Origin of the sequence: Lolliginicoccus suaedae (assembly GCF_008312885.1) — a bacterium.
GTDB lineage: Bacteria > Actinomycetota > Actinomycetes > Mycobacteriales > Mycobacteriaceae > Lolliginicoccus > Lolliginicoccus suaedae.
The window spans coordinates 100,782-119,903 of record NZ_VSSO01000001.1; the positions used below are offsets into that span (position 1 = coordinate 100,782).

At 69.4% G+C, this 19,122-nt stretch carries 14 protein-coding genes; all 14 read left to right on the forward strand.

The features are described 5' to 3' along the window. The 14 genes from FXO18_RS00440 to smc all read left to right on the forward strand — a co-directional run bounded on the left by FXO18_RS00440 (position 1) and on the right by smc (position 18,905). Complete coding sequence (locus FXO18_RS00440; RefSeq protein ID WP_328593293.1) at positions 1-1,788, forward strand: DAK2 domain-containing protein; 1,788 nt, start codon at positions 1-3, stop codon at positions 1,786-1,788. Then, positions 1,785-4,031, forward strand: a complete 2,247-nt coding sequence (gene recG, locus FXO18_RS00445) for an ATP-dependent DNA helicase RecG (protein WP_149359114.1) — start codon at positions 1,785-1,787, stop codon at positions 4,029-4,031. Before FXO18_RS00440 ends, recG begins: the two co-directional genes overlap by 4 nt. A 151-nt stretch (positions 4,032-4,182) precedes the next feature. Beyond that, on the forward strand, positions 4,183-7,584 hold the full coding sequence (locus tag FXO18_RS00450; RefSeq protein WP_149359115.1) for a pyruvate carboxylase: 3,402 nt from the start codon (positions 4,183-4,185) through the stop codon (positions 7,582-7,584). Then, the gene (gene rsmD / locus FXO18_RS00455) at positions 7,581-8,141 is read left to right on the forward strand and encodes a 16S rRNA (guanine(966)-N(2))-methyltransferase RsmD (protein ID WP_149359116.1); all 561 of its coding nucleotides are present in this window, start codon (positions 7,581-7,583) and stop codon (positions 8,139-8,141) included. Before FXO18_RS00450 ends, rsmD begins: the two co-directional genes overlap by 4 nt. A 196-nt stretch (positions 8,142-8,337) precedes the next feature. Continuing rightward, positions 8,338-8,826 carry a pantetheine-phosphate adenylyltransferase gene (gene coaD / locus FXO18_RS00460; RefSeq protein ID WP_149359117.1) on the forward strand — a complete coding sequence of 163 codons (489 nt, stop codon included), beginning with the start codon at positions 8,338-8,340 and terminating at the stop codon, positions 8,824-8,826. A 183-nt stretch (positions 8,827-9,009) separates the two neighbouring features. Continuing rightward, the gene (locus FXO18_RS00465) at positions 9,010-9,783 is read left to right on the forward strand and encodes a DivIVA domain-containing protein (RefSeq protein ID WP_235900356.1); all 774 of its coding nucleotides are present in this window, start codon (positions 9,010-9,012) and stop codon (positions 9,781-9,783) included. A gap of 151 nt (positions 9,784-9,934) precedes the next feature. Next, positions 9,935-10,408, forward strand: coding sequence for a YceD family protein (locus FXO18_RS00470; protein ID WP_407936415.1), 474 nt, complete (start codon positions 9,935-9,937; stop codon positions 10,406-10,408). 85 nt (positions 10,409-10,493) lie between these two features. Further along, a complete protein-coding gene (gene rnc / locus FXO18_RS00475; protein WP_149359118.1) occupies positions 10,494-11,201 on the forward strand; it encodes a ribonuclease III in 708 nt (235 codons plus the stop codon). Between the two features lie 39 nt (positions 11,202-11,240). Continuing rightward, positions 11,241-12,161: a bifunctional DNA-formamidopyrimidine glycosylase/DNA-(apurinic or apyrimidinic site) lyase gene (gene mutM, locus FXO18_RS00480; RefSeq protein ID WP_149359119.1), complete on the forward strand. Its 921-nt coding sequence runs from the start codon at positions 11,241-11,243 to the stop codon at positions 12,159-12,161. A gap of 130 nt (positions 12,162-12,291) precedes the next feature. Further along, the gene (locus tag FXO18_RS00485; protein WP_149359120.1) at positions 12,292-13,773 is read left to right on the forward strand and encodes a flavin-containing monooxygenase; all 1,482 of its coding nucleotides are present in this window, start codon (positions 12,292-12,294) and stop codon (positions 13,771-13,773) included. A 226-nt stretch (positions 13,774-13,999) separates the two neighbouring features. Continuing rightward, entirely contained in the window at positions 14,000-14,458 is a 459-nt protein-coding gene (locus FXO18_RS00490) for an OsmC family protein (RefSeq protein WP_149359121.1), read from the forward strand. Beyond that, the gene (locus FXO18_RS00495; RefSeq protein WP_149359122.1) at positions 14,455-14,895 is read left to right on the forward strand and encodes a hypothetical protein; all 441 of its coding nucleotides are present in this window, start codon (positions 14,455-14,457) and stop codon (positions 14,893-14,895) included. Before FXO18_RS00490 ends, FXO18_RS00495 begins: the two co-directional genes overlap by 4 nt. Before the next feature lie 99 nt (positions 14,896-14,994). Further along, positions 14,995-15,264 carry an acylphosphatase gene (locus tag FXO18_RS00500; RefSeq protein ID WP_149359123.1) on the forward strand — a complete coding sequence of 90 codons (270 nt, stop codon included), beginning with the start codon at positions 14,995-14,997 and terminating at the stop codon, positions 15,262-15,264. 8 nt (positions 15,265-15,272) lie between these two features. After that, positions 15,273-18,905: a chromosome segregation protein SMC gene (gene smc / locus FXO18_RS00505; protein WP_149359124.1), complete on the forward strand. Its 3,633-nt coding sequence runs from the start codon at positions 15,273-15,275 to the stop codon at positions 18,903-18,905. Positions 18,906-19,122 lie beyond the last annotated feature (217 nt).

The following is a 19,122-nucleotide window of genomic DNA, read 5'->3' on the forward strand; positions in this document are numbered from 1 at the left end:
GTGCTGGAGGTTGTCGAGGCGCTCGACGCGCGAGCGTTGATGCGGTGGGCGCACGCCTGCGTGGCTGGCCTCGAGGCGCGCCGCGAGGAGATCAACGTCCTCAATGTGTTCCCGATCGCTGATTCCGATACCGGAACGAACCTGCACTTCACCATGCGCGCGGCCTACGAGAAGGCCTACGCCGACTGCGTCCCCCTCGACGGAATGTCCACGCACGAAGTCGCGGTGGTGCTGGCCCGCGGTGCCGTCGCCGGAGCGCGCGGCAACTCTGGGGTGATCCTGTCCCAGGTGCTGCGCGGCGTCGCGGACGCCGCCCTCGACGGATCCATCGACGGGCGGGTCCTGCGCAACGCGCTCACCGGCGCGCTCGCGCTCGTGGGGCAGTCCATGTCGAACGTCGTCGAGGGCACGGTGGTCACCGTGCTCCGGGGCGCCGCGACGGCTGCCCGCGATGCCGCCGAGGACGACCTCGCGAGCGTTGCGCGCGCGGCAGTCTCTGGCGCCGTGGAGGCACTCGATCGAACGCCCTCGCAGCTTTCGGTTCTCGGGCAGGCCGGAGTGGTCGACGCGGGCGGAGTAGGCCTGCTGATCATTCTCGACGCGCTCGTGGAAGTCGTGACGGGCGAACCGACGCGGCGGCCCCGCTTCACCGCGCGCGCCATGGCCCGGACCGGCTCGGAGGACCCCTCGGCCGCGCTATCGGTGGGCTCGGCACCAACGGCCCTCGGCGGGATGATGCTCGCGGAGCCGTCGGGGAACGGGCATCGCGCCGGATCAACCATCCCCTCGGGCGATGGAAGCGCAAGCGCGCTGGCGGGACACGGCGCCGAATGCGTCCACAGCACCGAGCACGTGCACGAGTACGCCACCGGCGACGTCGAGTACGAGATCATGTACCTGCTGCGGGGCTGCGATGACGCCGCCGCGGCCGTGCTGCGCGAGGAATTGTCGGACCTCGGTGATTCAGTGATCGTCGTGGGAGACGGTTCAGGAGCATTCACGGTGCACGTGCACAGCACCGATCCGGGTGCCGCGGTGGAGGCAGGGATCGCTGCTGGCGTGCCCTACGACATCCGGATCACCGCGTTCGGTGCCGATCAACAGGGCTTCACGCCCTCGACGGCGCCACGGGTGCGTGAGATCCTCGCGATCGTCAATGGCGATGCCGGTGCCGAGCTGTTCCGCTCCGAGGGGGCCTCGGTGCTCGCGTGCGGCTACGAATGCACCCCGCAGGAACTGCTCGATGCGGTCCTCGCCACCACCGCGGACGAGGTGTTCGTGCTGCCCAACGGCTTCATCCGCCCGGAGGAGCTTGTAGCGGTCAGCACGCAGGCCCGCCAGCTCGGTCACCCCGCGGTGCTGCTGCCCACCGCGAGCCTCGTGCAGGGCCTCGCCGCCCTCGCCGTGCATGACCCGCACCGCGCCGCTTCCGATGACTCCTACGCCATGGCCGCGGCGGCCGCAGCGACACGATGGGGAAGCGTGCGCCGAGCGCATGAGAAGGCCCTCTCCCTCGCCGGGGCCTGCGAGCCCGGCGATTATCTCGGCCTTGTCGGCCACGAGGTGCTCGTCATCAAGGACGGGTTCCTCCCCGCCACGCTGCACATCGTCGATCTCATGCTCGGAGCCGGTGGCGAGCTGCTCACCATCCTGCGCGGCGCCGCGCAGACCAACGACACCTTCGCCGAGCAGCTCGAGGACCACATCAACAAGAACCATCCGGGCGTGGACCTGATGATCTACGAGAGCGGACAGGACGAGGACATCCTGCAGATCGGCGTGGAATGACCACCGCCTGCACCAGGCTCGGCCTCGAATCACGGCTCGACGGTGCGCTCGCCCCCGCTGCCGTGGCCGCGCTCGCCGAGAACTTCGGCATCCACACTGTCGGCGACCTCCTCCGCGCCTATCCGCGCCGCTACGCCCGCAACGGCGTCCCGCTCGGCGATGAGCAAGCCGAGCCGGGCGATCACATCACCGTCGTGGCCACCATCGCCAAGGCGGATCTGATCCCCATGCGCAACCGCAAGGGCAGCTTCCTCAAGCTCACCCTGCAGGCCGATCGGCAGAAGCTCGAGGCGACGTTCTTCAACCCGCAGAAGCTGCGCCATGTGCTCAAGCCGGGCCTGCGCATGATGTTCTCCGGCACCGTCAAGTACTTCCGCGGCACCATGCAGCTCACCCACCCGAGCTACGTGGAGCTGCGCGCCACCAAGGACGGCACCACCGTGCACGGCAGCGGCCAGCTCGCCCAGATGGCGCGCGCCCAGCAGCAATCCGACGGCACACTCACCGAGGACGCGCTCGCCCGCGACATCATCCCCATCTACGACTCCACCCGCGCCTTGCAGAGCTGGGAGATCTGGAGCTGCATCCGCATCGTCCTCGAGCAGCTCGCCCCCGTCGAGGACCCCCTGCCGCGCGAGATCCTCGAGACGCGGGGCATGGTGCCGCTCGAGACCGCGCTGCGTGCCGTCCACCTGCCCAGCACCCCTGCGGATCACGACACTGCCCGCGACCGGCTGCGCTTCGACGAGGCGCTAGCCATGCAGCTCGTCCTCGCCCGGCAGCGCCACGCCGAGGCCGCCCGCACCGCGCCCGCCATGCCGCCCCGCGCCGACGGCATCGCCGCCGCGTTCGATCAGCGATTGCCGTTCACCCTCACCGATGGCCAGGCCGAGGCCGGACGGAGCATCAGCGAGCGGCTCGCCCAGCAGCACCCCATGAACGTGCTCCTCCAGGGCGAGGTGGGCTCCGGCAAGACCCTCGTCGCCTTGCGCGCGATGCTCCAGGCCATCGACTCCGGCCACCAATGCGCCCTCCTCGCGCCCACCGAGGTGCTCGCCACCCAGCACTACCGATCCCTGCGCGCCATGCTCGGCGAGCTCGGCAACGGGGGCGAGCTTGGCAGCTCAGCCAGCGCCACCCGCATCACCCTGCTCACGGGATCCATGACCACCAGCCAGCGCAAGGCGGCGCTTCTCGCCACCGTGACCGGCGACGCCGGGATCATCATTGGCACCCATGCCCTCATCCAGGACACCGTCGAGTTCTTCGACCTCGGGCTCGTCGTCATCGACGAGCAGCACCGCTTCGGCGTGGAGCAGCGCGATCAGTTGCGCGGCCGCGGCCGCGACGGCAACACCCCGCACACGCTCGTCATGACCGCCACCCCCATTCCGCGCACCATCGCCATGACGGCCTTCGGTGCCCTCGACGTCATCACCCTCCACGGCCTGCCCCGCGGCCGCAGCCCCATCAGCTCTTCCGTCCTCGCCCTGGGGGTCTCCCGGAAGTGGTTGCCGCGCGTGTGGCAGCGCATCACCGAGGAGGTCGAGCAAGGCCGCCAGGCCTATGTCGTGTGCTCGCGCATCGGCGAGGACGCCGCCGCGCCTCCCGCCACCGCGAAGGAAGGCCCGGAGACGAAACCGGTCCTCGACATGCACGAGCACCTCTCCACCGGGCCACTCGCGGGCCAGCGCGTCGGTCTGCTCCACGGGCGATTGCCCGCCGACGAGAAGGACCACACCATGCGGCAGTTCGCCGCCGGGGAGATCGATGTGCTCGTCTGCACCACCGTCATCGAGGTGGGCGTGGACGTGCCGAACGCCACTGTCATGGTGATCGTCGATGCGGACCGGTTCGGCATCAGCCAGCTCCACCAGTTGCGCGGCCGCATCGGACGTGGCCGACACGCCGGATTGTGCATCCTCATGTCCGAGGTGCCCGAGGGCTCACCGGCGCTGCAGCGCCTCCAGTCCGTCGCCGCCACCACCGACGGGTTCGAGCTCGCCGAGCTCGACCTCCAGGCCCGCCGCGAGGGCGACATCCTCGGCGTCGCGCAATCCGGAACGCGCACGTCACTGCGGCTGCTCTCCCTTCTCGACCACGCCGAGACCATCGCGGCCGCCCGCGAGCTCGCCGAGGACATCATCGCCCGCGATCCTGGCCTCGAGGAGCATCGTGGCCTCGCGCGCATGATCACCGCCGCCACGACGACGAGCAGCATCGACTACCTCGACAAGGCGTGAGCAGCTCGCCCAGCACCCCGCGCCCCAAACGCGATACCGGTAATGTCCTTCCCGAGAGAGCGGCACCCACCCTCCGCCGACCAGCAGCACAGGCCACCGGCGGAGCGACCAGGTGCTGTTGCAGCGAACAGGTCAAGGAGCCAGAACCACCATGTTCACCAAAGTGCTCGTCGCCAACCGCGGCGAGATCGCAGTCCGGGCCTTCCGTGCCGCCTACGAGCTCGGTGCCTCCACCGTCGCCGTGTTCCCCTACGAGGATCGCAACTCCCTCCATCGGCTCAAGGCCGACGAGAGCTACGAGATCGGCGAGCACGGCCATCCTGTTCGCGCCTACCTCTCCATCGACGAGATCATCACCGCCGCCACCAACGCCGGGGCGGACGCCATCTATCCCGGCTATGGGTTCCTCTCCGAGAACCCCGACCTCGCCGCCGCGTGCGATGCCGCAGGTATCACCTTCGTCGGCCCGTCCGTCGAGGTCCTCGAGCTGGCCGGCAACAAGGCCCGCGCGATCGCCGCGGCCCGCGAGTCCGGACTGCCCGTCCTCGACTCGTCCGAGCCCACCGATGATGTCGACGCGCTCGTTGCCGCCTCCAAGAAGATGACCTTCCCCGTATTCGTCAAGGCCGTCGCCGGCGGCGGCGGGCGCGGCATGCGTCGCGTCGACGCGCCACCCCAGCTGCGCGAGGCCATCGAGCAAGCGCAGCGCGAGGCCGAGTCCGCGTTCGGCGACGCCACCGTCTTTCTCGAGCAGGCCGTCGTCAACCCGCGCCACATCGAGGTCCAGATCCTCGCAGACACCCACGGCAACGTCATCCACCTCTTCGAGCGGGACTGCTCCGTGCAGCGCCGCCACCAGAAGGTCGTCGAGCTCGCCCCGGCGCCCAACCTGCCCGAGGAGACGCGGGACCGCATCTGCGCCGACGCTGTCGCGTTCGCCCGGCACATCGGCTACTCCTGCGCCGGCACCGTCGAGTTCCTCCTCGACGAGCGTGGCCAGCACGTGTTCATCGAGATGAACCCCCGCATCCAGGTCGAGCACACCGTCACCGAGGAAGTCACCGACGTCGACCTCGTGCAATCGCAGATGCGCATCGCCAGCGGCGAGAGCCTCGCCGACCTCGGCCTCGCCCAGGAGAGCATCACCCTGCGCGGCGCGGCCCTGCAATGCCGCATCACCACCGAGGACCCTGCCAACGGGTTCCGTCCAGATACTGGTCGCATCACCGCCTACCGGACCCCGGGCGGGGCGGGCGTGCGCCTCGACGGTGGCACCGCGCTCGGCGCCGAGGTGGGCGCCTACTTCGACTCCATGCTCGTCAAGCTCACCTGCCGTGGCCGCGACTTCGGCACCGCTGTCGGACGTGCCCGCCGCGCGCTCGCCGAGTTCCGCATCCGCGGCGTCTCCACCAACATCCCGTTCCTCCAGGGCGTCCTCGACGACCCCGATTTCCGCGCCGGAAACGTCACCACCTCGTTCATCGACGAGCGCCCGCACCTGCTGACCCAGCACACCCCCGCCGACCGCGGCACCCGCATGCTGCGCTACCTCGCCGACGTCACCGTCAACAAGCCCCACGGCGAGCGGCCCGTCGATATCGACCCACGGTCCAAGCTGTCGGCGTTCGACAAGGAAGCACCGATCCCCGACGGTTCCCGGCAGCGCCTGCTCGCCCTCGGGCCCGAGGGGTTCGCCCGCTCGCTGCGCCAGCAGGACGCGCTCGCCGTCACCGATACCACTTTCCGCGACGCCCACCAGTCCCTGCTCGCCACGCGGGTCCGCACCCGCGACCTGCTCGGCGTGGCCGGGCACGTCGCGCGCACCACCCCTGAGCTGCTCTCGCTCGAGGCATGGGGCGGCGCGACCTACGACGTGGCGCTGCGATTCCTCCACGAGGATCCGTGGGAGCGCCTCGCCCGGCTGCGCGAGGCGGTGCCCAACATCTGCCTGCAGATGCTGCTGCGCGGCCGCAACACCGTCGGCTACACCCCGTACCCCGAAACCGTCACCCGTGCCTTCGTCGATGAGGCCACCCGCACCGGCATCGATATCTTCCGCATCTTCGACGCGCTCAACAACGTCGACCAGATGCGCCCCGCCATCGACGCCGTCCGCGAGACCGGGACCGCGCTCGCCGAGGTGGCGCTGAGCTACACCGGCGACCTCGCCAACCCGGACGAGGACATCTACACCCTCGACTACTACCTGCGCCTCGCCGAGCAAGCAGTCGAGGCCGGCGCGCACATCCTCGCCATCAAGGACATGGCCGGACTGCTCCGCGCGCCCGCCGCCGCCACTCTCGTCACTGCGCTGCGCTCCCGCTTCGACCTGCCCGTGCACGTGCACACCCACGACACCCCGGGCGGGCAGCTCGCCACCTACCTCGCCGCGTGGCAGGCCGGCGCGGATGCCGTGGACGGAGCGACCGCCTCCCTCGCCGGCACCACCAGCCAGCCCGCGCTCTCCGCCATCGTCGCCGCCGCCGCGCACACCGAGCGCGATACTGGACTCGACCTCGGGGCTGTCTGTGCCCTCGAGCCGTACTGGGAGGCAGTCCGCAAGGTCTACGCGCCGTTCGAGTCCGGACTGCCCTCGCCCACCGGCCGCGTCTACGAGCACGAGATCCCCGGCGGCCAGCTGTCCAACCTGCGCCAGCAAGCCATCGCGCTGGGCCTCGGTGATCGCTTCGAGAAGATCGAGACCGCGTATGCCGCCGCCGACCGGCTCCTCGGCCGACTCGTCAAGGTCACGCCCTCCTCCAAGGTCGTCGGCGACCTCGCTCTGCACCTCGTGGGCGCCGACGTCGACTTCGAGGAGTTCGCCGCTAACCCCGGCTCCTACGACATCCCCGACTCCGTCATCGGATTCCTCCGCGGCGAGCTCGGTGACCCCGCCGGTGGATGGCCCGAGCCTTTCCGCACCAAGGCGCTCGAGGGCCGGTCGGCCGCCAAGCCCGTGCCGGAGCTCTCCGCCGAGGACACCGCCACCCTCAAGGGCGACGACCACGACGCCCGCCGCGCCACCCTCAACCGGTTGCTCTTCCCCGTGCCCACCCACGAGTACGAGGACCACCGCGAGCAATACGGCGACACCTCCGTCGTGCGGAGCCTCGAGTTCTTCTACGGGCTCCAGCCAGGCGAGGAGCACCAGGTCAGCCTCGAGCCCGGCGTGACCCTGCTCATCGGCCTCGAGGCCATCGCCGAGCCCGACGAGCGAGGCATGCGCACCGTCATGTGCACCATCAACGGGCAGCTGCGGCCCGTCAAGGTGCGCGACCGCTCCGTCGCCAGCGAGGCACCCACCTCCGAGAAGGCCGACAAGGACAATCCCGATCACCTCGCGGCACCGTTCGCCGGAGTCGTCACCGTCTCCGTCGCGGCCGGTGACTCCATCAAGGCAGGGGAGACCATCGCGACCATCGAGGCGATGAAGATGGAAGCCTCCATCACCGCGCACAAGGCAGGCACCGTGTCGCGCTTCGCCATCAGCGCGGTGCAGCAGGTCGAGGGCGGTGACCTCATCGCGGTCATCGGATCCACCGAATCGGAATGACCCGCATCATCGCCGGAAGCGTGGGCGGCACGCGCATCGCCGTGCCGCCCCGCGGTACCCGCCCCACCTCCGATCGGGTTCGCGAGGCACTGTTCAGCTCCCTCGACGCGCGCCTCGACCTCGTTGGGATGCGGGTGCTCGACCTGTATGCCGGGTCGGGCGCGCTCGGAATCGAGGCGCTCTCCCGCGGCGCCGAGCACGCCACTCTCGTCGAGCGGGATGCCCGGGCCGCCCGCATCATCAGCAGCAACCTCGCCGCCACGCATTTGAGCGCCCACGCCGATGTGGTGCGCGGCGATGTCCTCGCCACCTTGCAACGGCCCCCCGTCGCGCTGTACGACCTCGTCCTCGCAGACCCGCCCTACGACGTCGATGACGCCAGCATCACCCAGCTGCTCCAGCGCCTGGTCGACCAGCAGTGGCTTGCCCCGGGCGCGACCGTCGTCATCGAGCGGTCCGCCCGGTCGCCCGAGCCCGCCTGGCCCGATGCTCTCGAGCCACTGCGCGCCCGCGACTACGGGGAGACCCGCATCAGCATCGCCGAGCTCTCGGGCTGAGTCGTAGCCGGGCGGCTGGTTGGCGGACGGTTAGTTCGCGGCTGGTCGGCTTGCCGGCGCTAGTGGTAACTTTTCCCGGTCTGAGCGGGAAAAGTTTCCACTGCTCGCTCTGTGTGGAGGATGTCGCGGCCGAGGAGCTGCTGCCGCGCCGGGCGCACCCGTTCCGCGCGACCCCGCGACTGCTACCGTCAACGCCATGAGCGGAGCTGTTTGCCCCGGGTCCTTCGACCCCATCACCAACGGCCATCTCGATGTGATCGAGCGTGCCGCCAAGAACTTCGATCGCGTCGTCGTGGCGGTGCTCGTCAATCCCAGCAAGAAGGGGATGTTCAGCGTCGATGAGCGGCTCGAGCTGATCCGCAAGGTCACCGAGCACCTTCCCAACGTGACGGTCGACTCCTGGCAGGGCTTGCTCGTGGACTATGCGCGCCAGGAAGGCCTCGATGCCATCGTCAAGGGCCTGCGCGCGGTCAGCGATTTCGAGTACGAGCTGCAGATGGCCCAGATGAACAAGGAGCTCACGGGGGTGGACACCTTCTTCACGGCCACCAATCCCGTGTATAGCTTCGTGTCGAGCTCGCTGGTAAAGGAAGTGGCCACCCTCGGGGGCGAGGTGGCGCAGCACTTGCCCGCGCCCGTGCACGAGGCCCTGCTCACCAGGATTGCCCAGCGCAAGCAGGGATAGTCCAGCGCAAGCAGGAATGAGCCAGCGCATGTTGTCGCGCTCGGGGACCCTCGGATGGCCGCGCGATATGCTGCAACACTGACACGCTCGCGCGGCGATGATGCGGATTCCGCGCGGAGCGGGCAGACTAGCGGATGTCACGCACACGTGCCGTGATGGCACAGTCGAGGATGTGGGGTAGCGGTGTATCGGGTTTTCGGTGCTCTGGACGAGCTCGTCGCGATCGTCGAAGAGGCACGCAGCGTGCCCATGACCGCGGGGTGCATCGTGCCGCGCGGGGACATCCTGGAGCTGCTCGACGAGATCCATGCGATGTATGAGCCTGAGCTCAATGACGCCCAGGACGTCCTGGATCATCGGGACAAGCTGGTCAACGACGCTCGTGAAACGGCGGAGCAGACGGTGTCGTCCGCGACGTCGGAGGCTGAGTCGACTGTCGCGAACGCGCGCGAGGACGCGGACCGCATGCTGCGGGATGCGAAGGCACAGGCTGATCGCATGGTCGCCGAGGCGAAGGCGCATGCCGAGCAGCTCGTCGCCGAGGCGCAGGCCGAGGCGGACCGGGCGATCGCCGGCGGGCAGCGCGAGTTCGAGGCCATGACGGCCCGTGCGCGCAGCGAGGCGAACAGGCTCATCGAGTCGGGCAACACGGCATACGAGCGCGCGGTCAGCGAGGGCGTCGCCGAGCAGCAGCGCCTGGTATCGGATTCCGAGGTCGTGCGGGCGGCGCAGGCCGAGGCGAACCGTGTGGTCGACAACGCGCACGCCGAGTCCGAGCGCCTGCGCGGCGAGTGCGATCTGTACGTGGATTCGAAGCTTGGCGAGTTCGAGGAGTTCCTCAACGGCACCATCCGTTCGGTGCATCGTGGCCGCCAGCGGCTGCGCGATGCGGCGCCGGTAGCGCCCGCTGGAGGGCCTCCACTTGTGGAGGATCGCGCAGGGGGCCGGCGCCGGTAGACTGGTGGCTTCCTGAAGCAAACCAGAATCGGAGCGTGAGCTTGTGAAGTCTTCCCAGCATGGTCCGGCGCGGCCTGATGAGAATGCGCCGTTTGTGCTGGACGCACGGTCTCTCGGGCGCAAGCCCGGATCGATGCGCGAGGTGCATCGCGTGATCTCGGCCCCAGAGCGCCTCGGCCTGGACATGATCGCGATCCCCGCGGGCAGCGAGGTCACCATCGACGTGCGCCTCGAATCAGTCAGCGAGGGCGTGCTCGTGACCGGCACTGTCTCGGGCGTCGCGGTCGGCGATTGCGTGCGGTGCCTCGAGCCGACCGAGGAGGAGGTCGAGGTTCCTCTCGTCGAGCTGTTCGCCTATCCGAACAGCACCACGTCGAAAACGACCGATGAGGACGACGTGCAGCTGCTCGTCGATGACTTGATCGACCTCGGCCCGGTGGTCGTCAACGGCTTGGGCGATGAGCTTCCCCTGCAGCCCGTGTGCAGCGAGGATTGCCCCGGATTGTGCACCGACTGCGGCGTTCCGCTTTCCTCGGCCGAGCCCGGCCACGGGCATGACACAATAGATCCCCGGTGGGCGGCGCTGCTGGACAAGCGCGACGGGGCGGATTCGTCCCGATCCTGATGCGTGGCCCGCTCGGGACCAATGCCGGAGCAAGCTGCCCCCGTGCTCGCGGGCAGCTCAGCGTCATGAACAGGTGAAGGAATCGATGTCCGAGAGCAACACCCCAGATCGTGGACTACTTCTCGACGCACTGGGCGTGCGGATCTCCGACGAGATGCTCACCCTGGCACTGACCCACCGCTCCTACGCCTACGAGAATGGTGGCCTGCCGACCAACGAACGGCTGGAGTTCCTGGGCGATTCCGTGCTCGGCCTGACCATCACCGAGTACCTGTACACACAGCACCCTGACAAGCCCGAGGGCGAGCTCGCGAAGATCCGGTCGAGCGTGGTCAACATGCATGCGCTGGCGGAAGTGGCCCGCGATCTCGGTCCCGGTGGGCTGGGCGCGCACATCAGCCTCGGCAAGGGCGAGGAACTGACCGGAGGTCGCGACAAGGCCAGCATCCTCGCCGACGGCATGGAATCCATCCTGGGCGCGATCTATCTCGATCATGGGCTGGCCGTCGCCCGCGAGGTCGTCATGCGCCTGTTCGAGGACTTGCTGGATCGCGGGCCGAGGCTCGGGGCCGGGCTCGATTGGAAGACGAGCCTGCAAGAGCTCACCGCCGAGCGTGGCCTGGGCGTGCCGTACTACGAGGTGACGGCGAGCGGCCCGGACCACGACAAGGAATTCACCGCGCGGGCGGTCATCGCTGGCCGCGATCTGGGCTCGGGCATCGGCCGCACCAAGAAGGAAGCCGAGCAGAAAGCAGCGGGCGCGGCATGGCGGGCGCTGGAGGCGGAAGCGTGATCGTCTCCGCCTCGGTATCGCGGGGCGGGGAGCATCGGCATGCCTGAGCTTCCCGAGGTCGAAGTGGTGCGCCGAGGCCTCGAGCGCCATGTAGTGCCGAGCCGGATCGTCGGCATCGACGTGCTGCATGATCGGGCCGTGCGCAGGCACATGCCGGGGGCGCTCGATCTCGCTGGCAGGCTGCGCGGGCAGATGATCGGTGGTGCGCGGCGGCGCGGCAAGTACCTGTGGCTCGACGTCGCTGGGCCAGGGGAGCCTTCGGCGACTGATCCAGGCGAGTGCATCGTCGTGCATCTCGGCATGAGCGGGCAGATGCTCGTTCAACCTCCAGCCGTGGATCGGGAGAAGCACGCGCGCATCATCGCGACGCTCGATACCGGGGTGGAGCTGCGATTTGTCGACCAGCGCACCTTCGGCGGCTGGATGCTCGCGGACCTCGTCGATGACGGTGCGGGCAGCACAATCCCCGAACCGGTGCGGCACATCGCGCGCGATCCCCTCGATGCACTCTGGGACCGCGACGCCACGGTCGAGGTAATGCGCACGCGCACCTCGGCGATCAAGCGGGTACTGCTCGACCAAGCCGTGGTCTCCGGCATCGGCAACATCTACGCCGACGAGGCACTATGGCGCGCCGGAATACACGGCGAGCGCATCGCGGCAAAACTGACCAGGCCGCGGCTGCGCGCGGTGCTCGACGCGGCTCGCGAGGTGATGGTCGAAGCGCTCGCGCAGGGCGGCACATCCTTCGACTCGCTGTACGTGAATGTCAACGGGCAGTCCGGCTACTTCAGCCGATCCCTCGACGCCTATGGCCGGGCGGGGGAGCCATGCCGCCGCTGCGGGGCAGTGATGCGGCGGGAATCGTTCATGAACCGCTCGTCGTTCTCGTGCCCGGTGTGCCAGCCTCGGCCGCGCGTGCGTGTGGTGGCGGGCGGGCTGGCGCGCGCGCCACGCTGAGGGCGACGTTTCGCGCGCCCCGGCCCAAGAGTGGGACACTGTGTCCAGTTAACATGGGAGCTGAGCCGCTGGTGCGGGATTCGCAGCGCGGGGCTTACAACGCAAGGCACGAGTACAGGGAGAATCAACCATGGCTGACCGCGAGGAACACCGCGTCATCATCGTCGGGGCCGGTCTCGCCGGAGTGGCCGCCGCGATCACTCTCGAGCGCGCGGGCATCGACGACGCGATCGTCCTGGAGAAGGCGGACCGTGTCGGTGGCACCTGGCGGGACAACACCTATCCGGGGTGCGGCTGCGACATCCCCTCCAACGTGTATTCGTTCTCGTTCAATCCAAACCCGGACTGGCGCTCCACCTTCGCGCTGCAGCCCGACATTCTCGAATACATCGAGGCCACGGCCGAGAAGTTCGACACCTACCGCAAGATCCGTTTCCGCACCGAGGTCACCGAGGCGCGCTGGGACAACGACGAGCGCCGCTGGCTGATCGACACCACCAACGGCAGCTTCCGGTCGCAGTTCGCGATCTTCGCGGGCGGGCCCATCACCGAGCCCAAGCTGCCCGACGTGCCCGGCATCGACTCCTTCGAGGGGGAGATCTTCCACTCGGCCCGCTGGAACCATGATCTCGACCTGACCGGCAAGCGCGTAGCCGTCGTGGGAACCGGTGCTTCCGCGGTGCAGTTCATCCCCGAGATCCAGCCCAAGGTCTCGCAGATGTATGTCTTCCAGCGCACCGCCTCGTGGGTCATCCCGCGCCTCGACGCGCCCATGCCCGGCGCCGTCAAGACCCTGTTCCGCAAGGCGCCCGCCACCCAGCGGGGCCTGCGCCACGGCCTCGACGGCGTCCTGCGCCTGCTCACCCTCGCGATGCGCCACGACAAGGCCGCCCGCAAGCTCAACATCATTGGCAAGAGCTTCCTGCGCGCCCAGGTCAAGGACCCCGAGCTGCGCAAGGCCCTTACCCCCAACTTCAGCCTCGGCTGCAAGCGACTGCTGATCTCCAACGACTTCTACCCCGCTCTGACCAAGCCCAACGTGGAGCTGATCCCGCACGCCCTCTCCAGCCTCGGCCCCCGCACCATCACCGCCAACGATGGCACCACCCGCGAGGTCGACGTCATCATCTTCGGCACGGGCTTCGACGTGAGCCACCCGCCCATCTCGAAGCGGGTCCGCGGCGCCGACGGGCACCTCCTCTCCGAGGCCTGGTCTGTCAGCCCGGAGGCCTACCTCGGCACCACCACCACGAACGTGCCCAATGCCTTCGTCTTGCTCGGGCCCAACCTGCTGGTCTACAACTCCTTCCTCGGCATCGCCGAGGACCAGATGCGCTATGTCGTCGACGCCATCAAGAAGGCCGACGAGTACGGCTTCGAGGTCTTCGAGCTCAAGCCCGAGGCACTGCGCGAGTTCAACGACGATATCCAGCAAGCACTCGAGCGCACCGTGTTCAACCACGGCGGCTGTGCCTCGTACTACCTCGACGCGAACGGCAAGAACTTCGCCGCGTGGCCGTACTCCACGACGCTGATGCGCAAGCTGCTCAGCGAGTTCGACCTCGAGAATTACGACGTGACGCCGCTGCGGGAGCCCGCTGCCACGCGCTGAACCGGCGCTTGCGTGTCGGCGCGCGGCGTCGTGCAGCGGCAAAAGCACTGGATACTGTCAAACGCGATAGAAGCGCACCTGGATTCTCCGCGGCTTCTATCGCGTTTGCGGCTGGGGCTGGCGGCCGGGGCACGACTGGCCCCCGGCTGGCCATGCCTCGGCCCCGCTACCCGCTGAGCCACCGTGCGTTCGGAATATCCGTGCGATGGGTGCGATTATTACCGGCATGACAGATCAGCGCCATGAGACCGAGATCCGCAACCCTAATCCCGAGGACACCCGGCTGTGGGTGGACCGCACTGGGGTGCGCCGCTACGTGGGGCGCAGCTCGCGCGGCGCGGAGGTGCAGATCGGCTCGGTGGATGTCGAGGGCGTGTTCACCCCCGGCGAGCTGTTGAAGATCGCGCTCGCCGCGTGCTCGGGCCTGTCCTCGGACCTGCCGCTATCGCGCCGCCTCGGCGAGACCTACGATGCCCGCATCCGGGTGACAGGCAGCCCCGATCGCGAGAACGAGGTGTATCCCGTGCTCGATGAGGTGGTGGAGCTCGATCTCAGCGAGCTCGACGAGGCTGCCCAGCAGCGCTTGCTGACGGTGGTGGAGCGGGCCATCGAGCGCAGCTGCACGGTGGGCCGTACCCTCAAAGCAGGTTCGACCATCAATCTGGCCATCGAGGGGGAATCATGACCACACCACGCCAAGGAGCAGGAGCGCCCCGATCGCGTCGTCCGGGCAACCCGCGCGCGGCGAGCCATCGCCCGAGCCAGCTGCACCGCTCTGTCGGTACTTTCGGTGCCCGCGCGCGTGCGGGGCACTCGACCACCGGGGTCACCCCGGTGCGATCCGCTGCCCCGTCCCGGCCAGGATCGACCGCCGCGCCCCAGTCGCAGGCGCCCCAGTCGCAATCGGCCCAGTCCCAGGACACCAATGCCAAGGCGCCCACCAGTGCCCCGACCCGCCCCGCATGGCTAGAAGTACGCAGCCTGGGACGGCTGGGCCCGCTGAGCATTCCTGCCGTGAGCTTCTCCCGCCCGCCCGCGCTGCCTGCGGGCCTGTCGCGCATCGCGCTGGTGCCGGGGCGGATCTTCCCGCCGCGCATCCCGCGGATCCGTCTGCGGGGCTGATCGGGAAGTCACCGATACCGGTGGTTCACCAGCGCGCAAGCAGGCTGTTGGCGGCGCGTGGTTTGTGGTTCTGTCGGTGCCAGCGTCCATAATGGCGGCATGGTGCGATTGACAGCATGGGTGCATGGCCGGGTGCAGGGCGTGGGGTTCCGTTGGTGGACCCGCGCCCGCGCGCTCGAGCTTGGCCTCACCGGTCATGCCACCAACCAGCGCGACGGCCGTGTTCTCGTCGTGGCGGAGGGGCCCCGGCAGGATTGCGAGACGCTGCTCGGCCTGCTGCGCTCCGGCACCACTCCTGGATCGGTGAGCGTGGTCGTCGAGTCGTGGGACGAGCCTCGCGGTGATCTCGTGGGCTTCGAGGAGCGGTAGGCGCTGCCGTGCATCTGAAATCACTCACGCTGCGGGGCTTCAAGTCCTTCGCATCGGCCACCACGCTGCAGTTCGAGCCTGGAATCACGTGCGTGGTCGGCCCGAACGGCTCGGGCAAGTCGAACGTGGTCGATGCGCTGTCGTGGGTGATGGGGGAGCAGGGCGCGAAGGCCCTGCGCGGCGGCAAGATGCAGGACGTGATCTTCGCCGGCACGGCGGGCCGGGGCGCGCTGGGTCGCGCCGAGGTGACGCTGACCATCGACAACTCCGACGGGGCGCTGCCGATCGACTACACGGAGGTGTCGATCACGCGGCGGGTGTTCCGCGACGGTGCCAGCGAGTACGAGATCAACGGCGCGAGCTGCCGCCTCATGGACATCCAGGAGCTGCTCAGCGATTCCGGGATCGGCCGCGAGATGCACGTGATCGTCGGGCAGGGCCAGCTCTCCCAGATACTTGAATCCCGGCCCGAGGACCTGCGCGCCTACATCGAGGAGGCCGCAGGCGTCCTCAAGCACCGCCGCCGCAAGGAGAAGGCCGTGCGCAAGCTCAACGCGATGCAGGCCAACCTCGCGCGGCTGACGGACCTGACCGCCGAGCTGCGGCGCCAGCTCAAGCCCCTTGCCCGGCAGGCGGATGTCGCGCGGCGGGCCCAGGTGATCCAGGCGGACCTGCGCGACGCGCGATTGCGTATCGCCGCTGATGATGTGGTGCGTCGCCGGGCTGAGCTCGCCGATCAGCAGCGCAACGAGGACCGCGCCCGCGATCGCGCCCGAGAGGTGAAGGAACGGCTCGACGAGACAGCCGCGCGGACCACCACGCTCGAGGAGCAGGTCGAATCGATCACTCCGCGCGCCGAGGAAGCATCGCAGGCGTGGTTCCGGCTGTCGGCCATGTCGGAGCGGGTCAGCTCCACTATGCAGATCGCGCGGGAGCGGGCCCGCCACCTCGAGTCCGGCGGAGCGATGCATCGCGGCCAGGACCCCGAGATCCTCGAGGAGCAGGCCGAGCAGGCCGCCGAGCAGGAGCTCGAGCTCGCTGAGACCGTCGCGATGGCCGAGGCCGCGCTCGAGACGGCCCGCGACGAGCTCGCCCGCTGCGAGGACGAGGCCGCGGAGGCGGAGCGGGAGCATCTGAGCGCGGTGCGCTCCATCGCTGATCGCCGCGAGGGTCTCGCCAGGCTCGCTGGCAAGGTGGAGAACCTGCGTACCCGCGCGGAGTCCTTCGACGGGGAGATCGCCCGCTTCGACGACCGCATCGATACCGCCATGCAGCGCCAGCACGATGCGGAGCAGCAGGTGGAGGACGCGCTCGCCCGGCTCGAGGAGCTCGAGGCCAGCGAGCACACCCTCGACCGGCAGCACGAGCGCGCCGCGGCATCGCTGGCGAAGGCCGAGGAGCGCGTGGCCGGGCTGCGGGCCGCCGAGCGCGAGGCCGGGCACGAGGTCGTGTCGCTGCGATCACGCATCGAGACGCTGGCGGCATCGCTGCGCCGTGGTGACGCCCCCGCCTGGCTGGTCCAGCACCATGACGGTGCCCTCGGCCCGCGCCTGACCGACATCATCGAGCCGCGACCAGGCTTCGAGACTGCCATCGCTGCGGCCCTCGGCACGGCTGCCGACGCGCTCACCTGCGAGACGCCCGCCGATGCGGAGTCCGCGCTCGCCGCGCTGCGCGCCGCCGACCGCGGCCGCGCTGTTATCCTCCACGCGCACGATGCTCGTGGCAACGAGGATGAACCACCACTGCCCGCCGGTGCCTGGTGGGCGCATCAGCTCGCTACCGTGCCCAACGAGTACCTCCCGGCCCTGCGCTCCAGGCTCGGTCGCGCCCTCGTGGTGCAGGACGAGGAGCTGATCCCGCAGCTGCTGGCCGATCACCCCGACGCCCGCCTCGTCACCATGAGCGGAGAGGCCCGCGGCACGGCCTGGATCGAGGGAGGAACCAGCCAGGCGCCCTCCGCCCTCGAGATCCAGGCCGGGATCGACACCGCCACCGAATCGCTCGAATCCGCCGCGCAGCGAGCGGAAGAGCTCGCGGCGACCCTCGCCGGAGCCGTCGACGACCTCGAGAACCGGCGATCTACCCTCACCGAGGCCCACGCGGCGCTCACTGCAAACGATTCCGCGATCGTGCAGGTGCAAGAGGAGCTCGCCCGCCACGGGCACGCCGCCCGTGTTGCCAGCGCCGAGCGGGATCACCTCCTGCAGCAGCGCATCCGGGCCGAGTCCGAGCATGCGGCCCTGCTTGGCGAGCTCACCGACCACGAGGAACGCCTGCGACGCGCCCAGGGCGAGAGCGACGACACCCCCGACGAGACCGGCACAGCGGAGCGCCGCGAGATCGCCGCCCATGCGCTCGCCACCGCGCGCGCCACCGAGATCGATGCACGGCTCGCCGCCCGCACCGCCGAGGAGCGAGCCGGGGCACTGCGCGGCAAGGCCGAATCCCTCCGCAGGGCCGCGCGCGCCGAGCGGGAGGCCCGCGCCCGCGCCGCGCAGGCCCACCAGCGCCGCCATGCCGCAGCGGAGGTAGCGCGCGTCATCGGTGAGTCCGCCGAGCAGCTCGGGGCTCGGCTCGCCGTCGCGGTCGAGGCAGCGGCTGGCCACCGCACCGAGCTCGCGCGGCAGCGCGATGATGCCAGTGCCGCGTTGAACCGCGAGCGGGAACAGCGGCACGCGCTGACCGTGGAGCTCGGCAGGCTCACCGACGCTGCCCACAAGGACGAGATCGCCCGCGCCGAGTCCGCGCTGCGCGCCCAGCAGCTCGAGGAGACGGTGCTCGAGCAGTTCGGCATCGCCGCCGACGACCTCATCGGCGAGTACGGCCCCGACGTCGCGTTGCCGCCCTCGGCGCTCGAGATGCGCGAGTACGAGCTCGCCCGCGAGCGTGGCGAGTCCGTCAGCAAGCCGCAGCCCATGCCATACGACCGGGCCAGCCAGCAACGGCGATTGAAAGCAGCGGAGAAGGACCTCGCCACCCTCGGCAAGGTCAACCCGCTCGCCCTCGAGGAGTTCGCGGCCCTCGAGGAGCGGTACAACTTCCTCGCCACCCAGCTCGAGGATGTCAAGGCCGCCCGCAAGGACCTCCTCGATGTGGTCGACGATGTCGATCAGCGCATCCTGCAACTGTTCACCGACGCTTACAACGACGTGGAGCGCGAGTTCGTCACGGTCTTCGCCACGCTGTTCCCCGGCGGCGAGGGACGCCTGGTCCTCACCGACCCCGATGACATGCTGGCCACCGGCATCGAGGTCGAGGCGCGCCCGCCGGGCAAGAAGGTCAAGCGCCTCTCCCTGCTCTCGGGCGGCGAGAAATCACTGACCGCGGTCGCGATGCTCGTCGCGATCTTCCGGGCGAGGCCCTCGCCGTTCTACGTCATGGACGAGGTGGAGGCCGCGCTCGATGACACGAACCTGCGTCGGTTGATCAACCTTTTCGAGCAGCTGCGCGAGACCTCGCAGTTGATCGTCATCACTCACCAGAAGCCCACCATGGAGATCGCTGACGCGCTGTATGGCGTGACGATGCGCGGGGACGGCATCACCACCGTGCTATCCCAGCGGTTGCGCGGGCAGCCGCTGGGTAGCCGGGCGGGCAAGGGCGCGCCGGAGGATTCCGCGCCCAACGTCGTTGCCTGACGACCATGCCAACTAGTGTTGATAGCGACACGAGCCCCAGCCGGAGCGGCCCCGCGCAGGCTGGCCTGCCGAATCGGAAGCGTGGTGTGCAAGAGTGGCAGACATGAGGACGCCCGAGCCGGGATCACGGCCCCCCATGCGTCGCCGGGGCGAGACCTACGCCGAGTACGCCAAGCGCATCCCGCGGCCGATCAAGTCCGAGGACTACGTCCGCGAG

Coding starts and splice junctions, on each gene's coding strand:
- FXO18_RS00450 (WP_149359115.1), top strand. CDS start 4,183: ATGTTCACCAAAGTGCTCGTCGCCAACCGCGGCGAGATCGCAGTCCGG.
- FXO18_RS00490 (WP_149359121.1), top strand. CDS start 14,000: ATGACAGATCAGCGCCATGAGACCGAGATCCGCAACCCTAATCCCGAG.
- rsmD (WP_149359116.1), top strand. CDS start 7,581: ATGACCCGCATCATCGCCGGAAGCGTGGGCGGCACGCGCATCGCCGTG.
- rnc (WP_149359118.1), top strand. CDS start 10,494: ATGTCCGAGAGCAACACCCCAGATCGTGGACTACTTCTCGACGCACTG.
- FXO18_RS00485 (WP_149359120.1), top strand. CDS start 12,292: ATGGCTGACCGCGAGGAACACCGCGTCATCATCGTCGGGGCCGGTCTC.
- FXO18_RS00495 (WP_149359122.1), top strand. CDS start 14,455: ATGACCACACCACGCCAAGGAGCAGGAGCGCCCCGATCGCGTCGTCCG.
- coaD (WP_149359117.1), top strand. CDS start 8,338: ATGAGCGGAGCTGTTTGCCCCGGGTCCTTCGACCCCATCACCAACGGC.
- mutM (WP_149359119.1), top strand. CDS start 11,241: ATGCCTGAGCTTCCCGAGGTCGAAGTGGTGCGCCGAGGCCTCGAGCGC.
- recG (WP_149359114.1), top strand. CDS start 1,785: ATGACCACCGCCTGCACCAGGCTCGGCCTCGAATCACGGCTCGACGGT.
- FXO18_RS00500 (WP_149359123.1), top strand. CDS start 14,995: ATGGTGCGATTGACAGCATGGGTGCATGGCCGGGTGCAGGGCGTGGGG.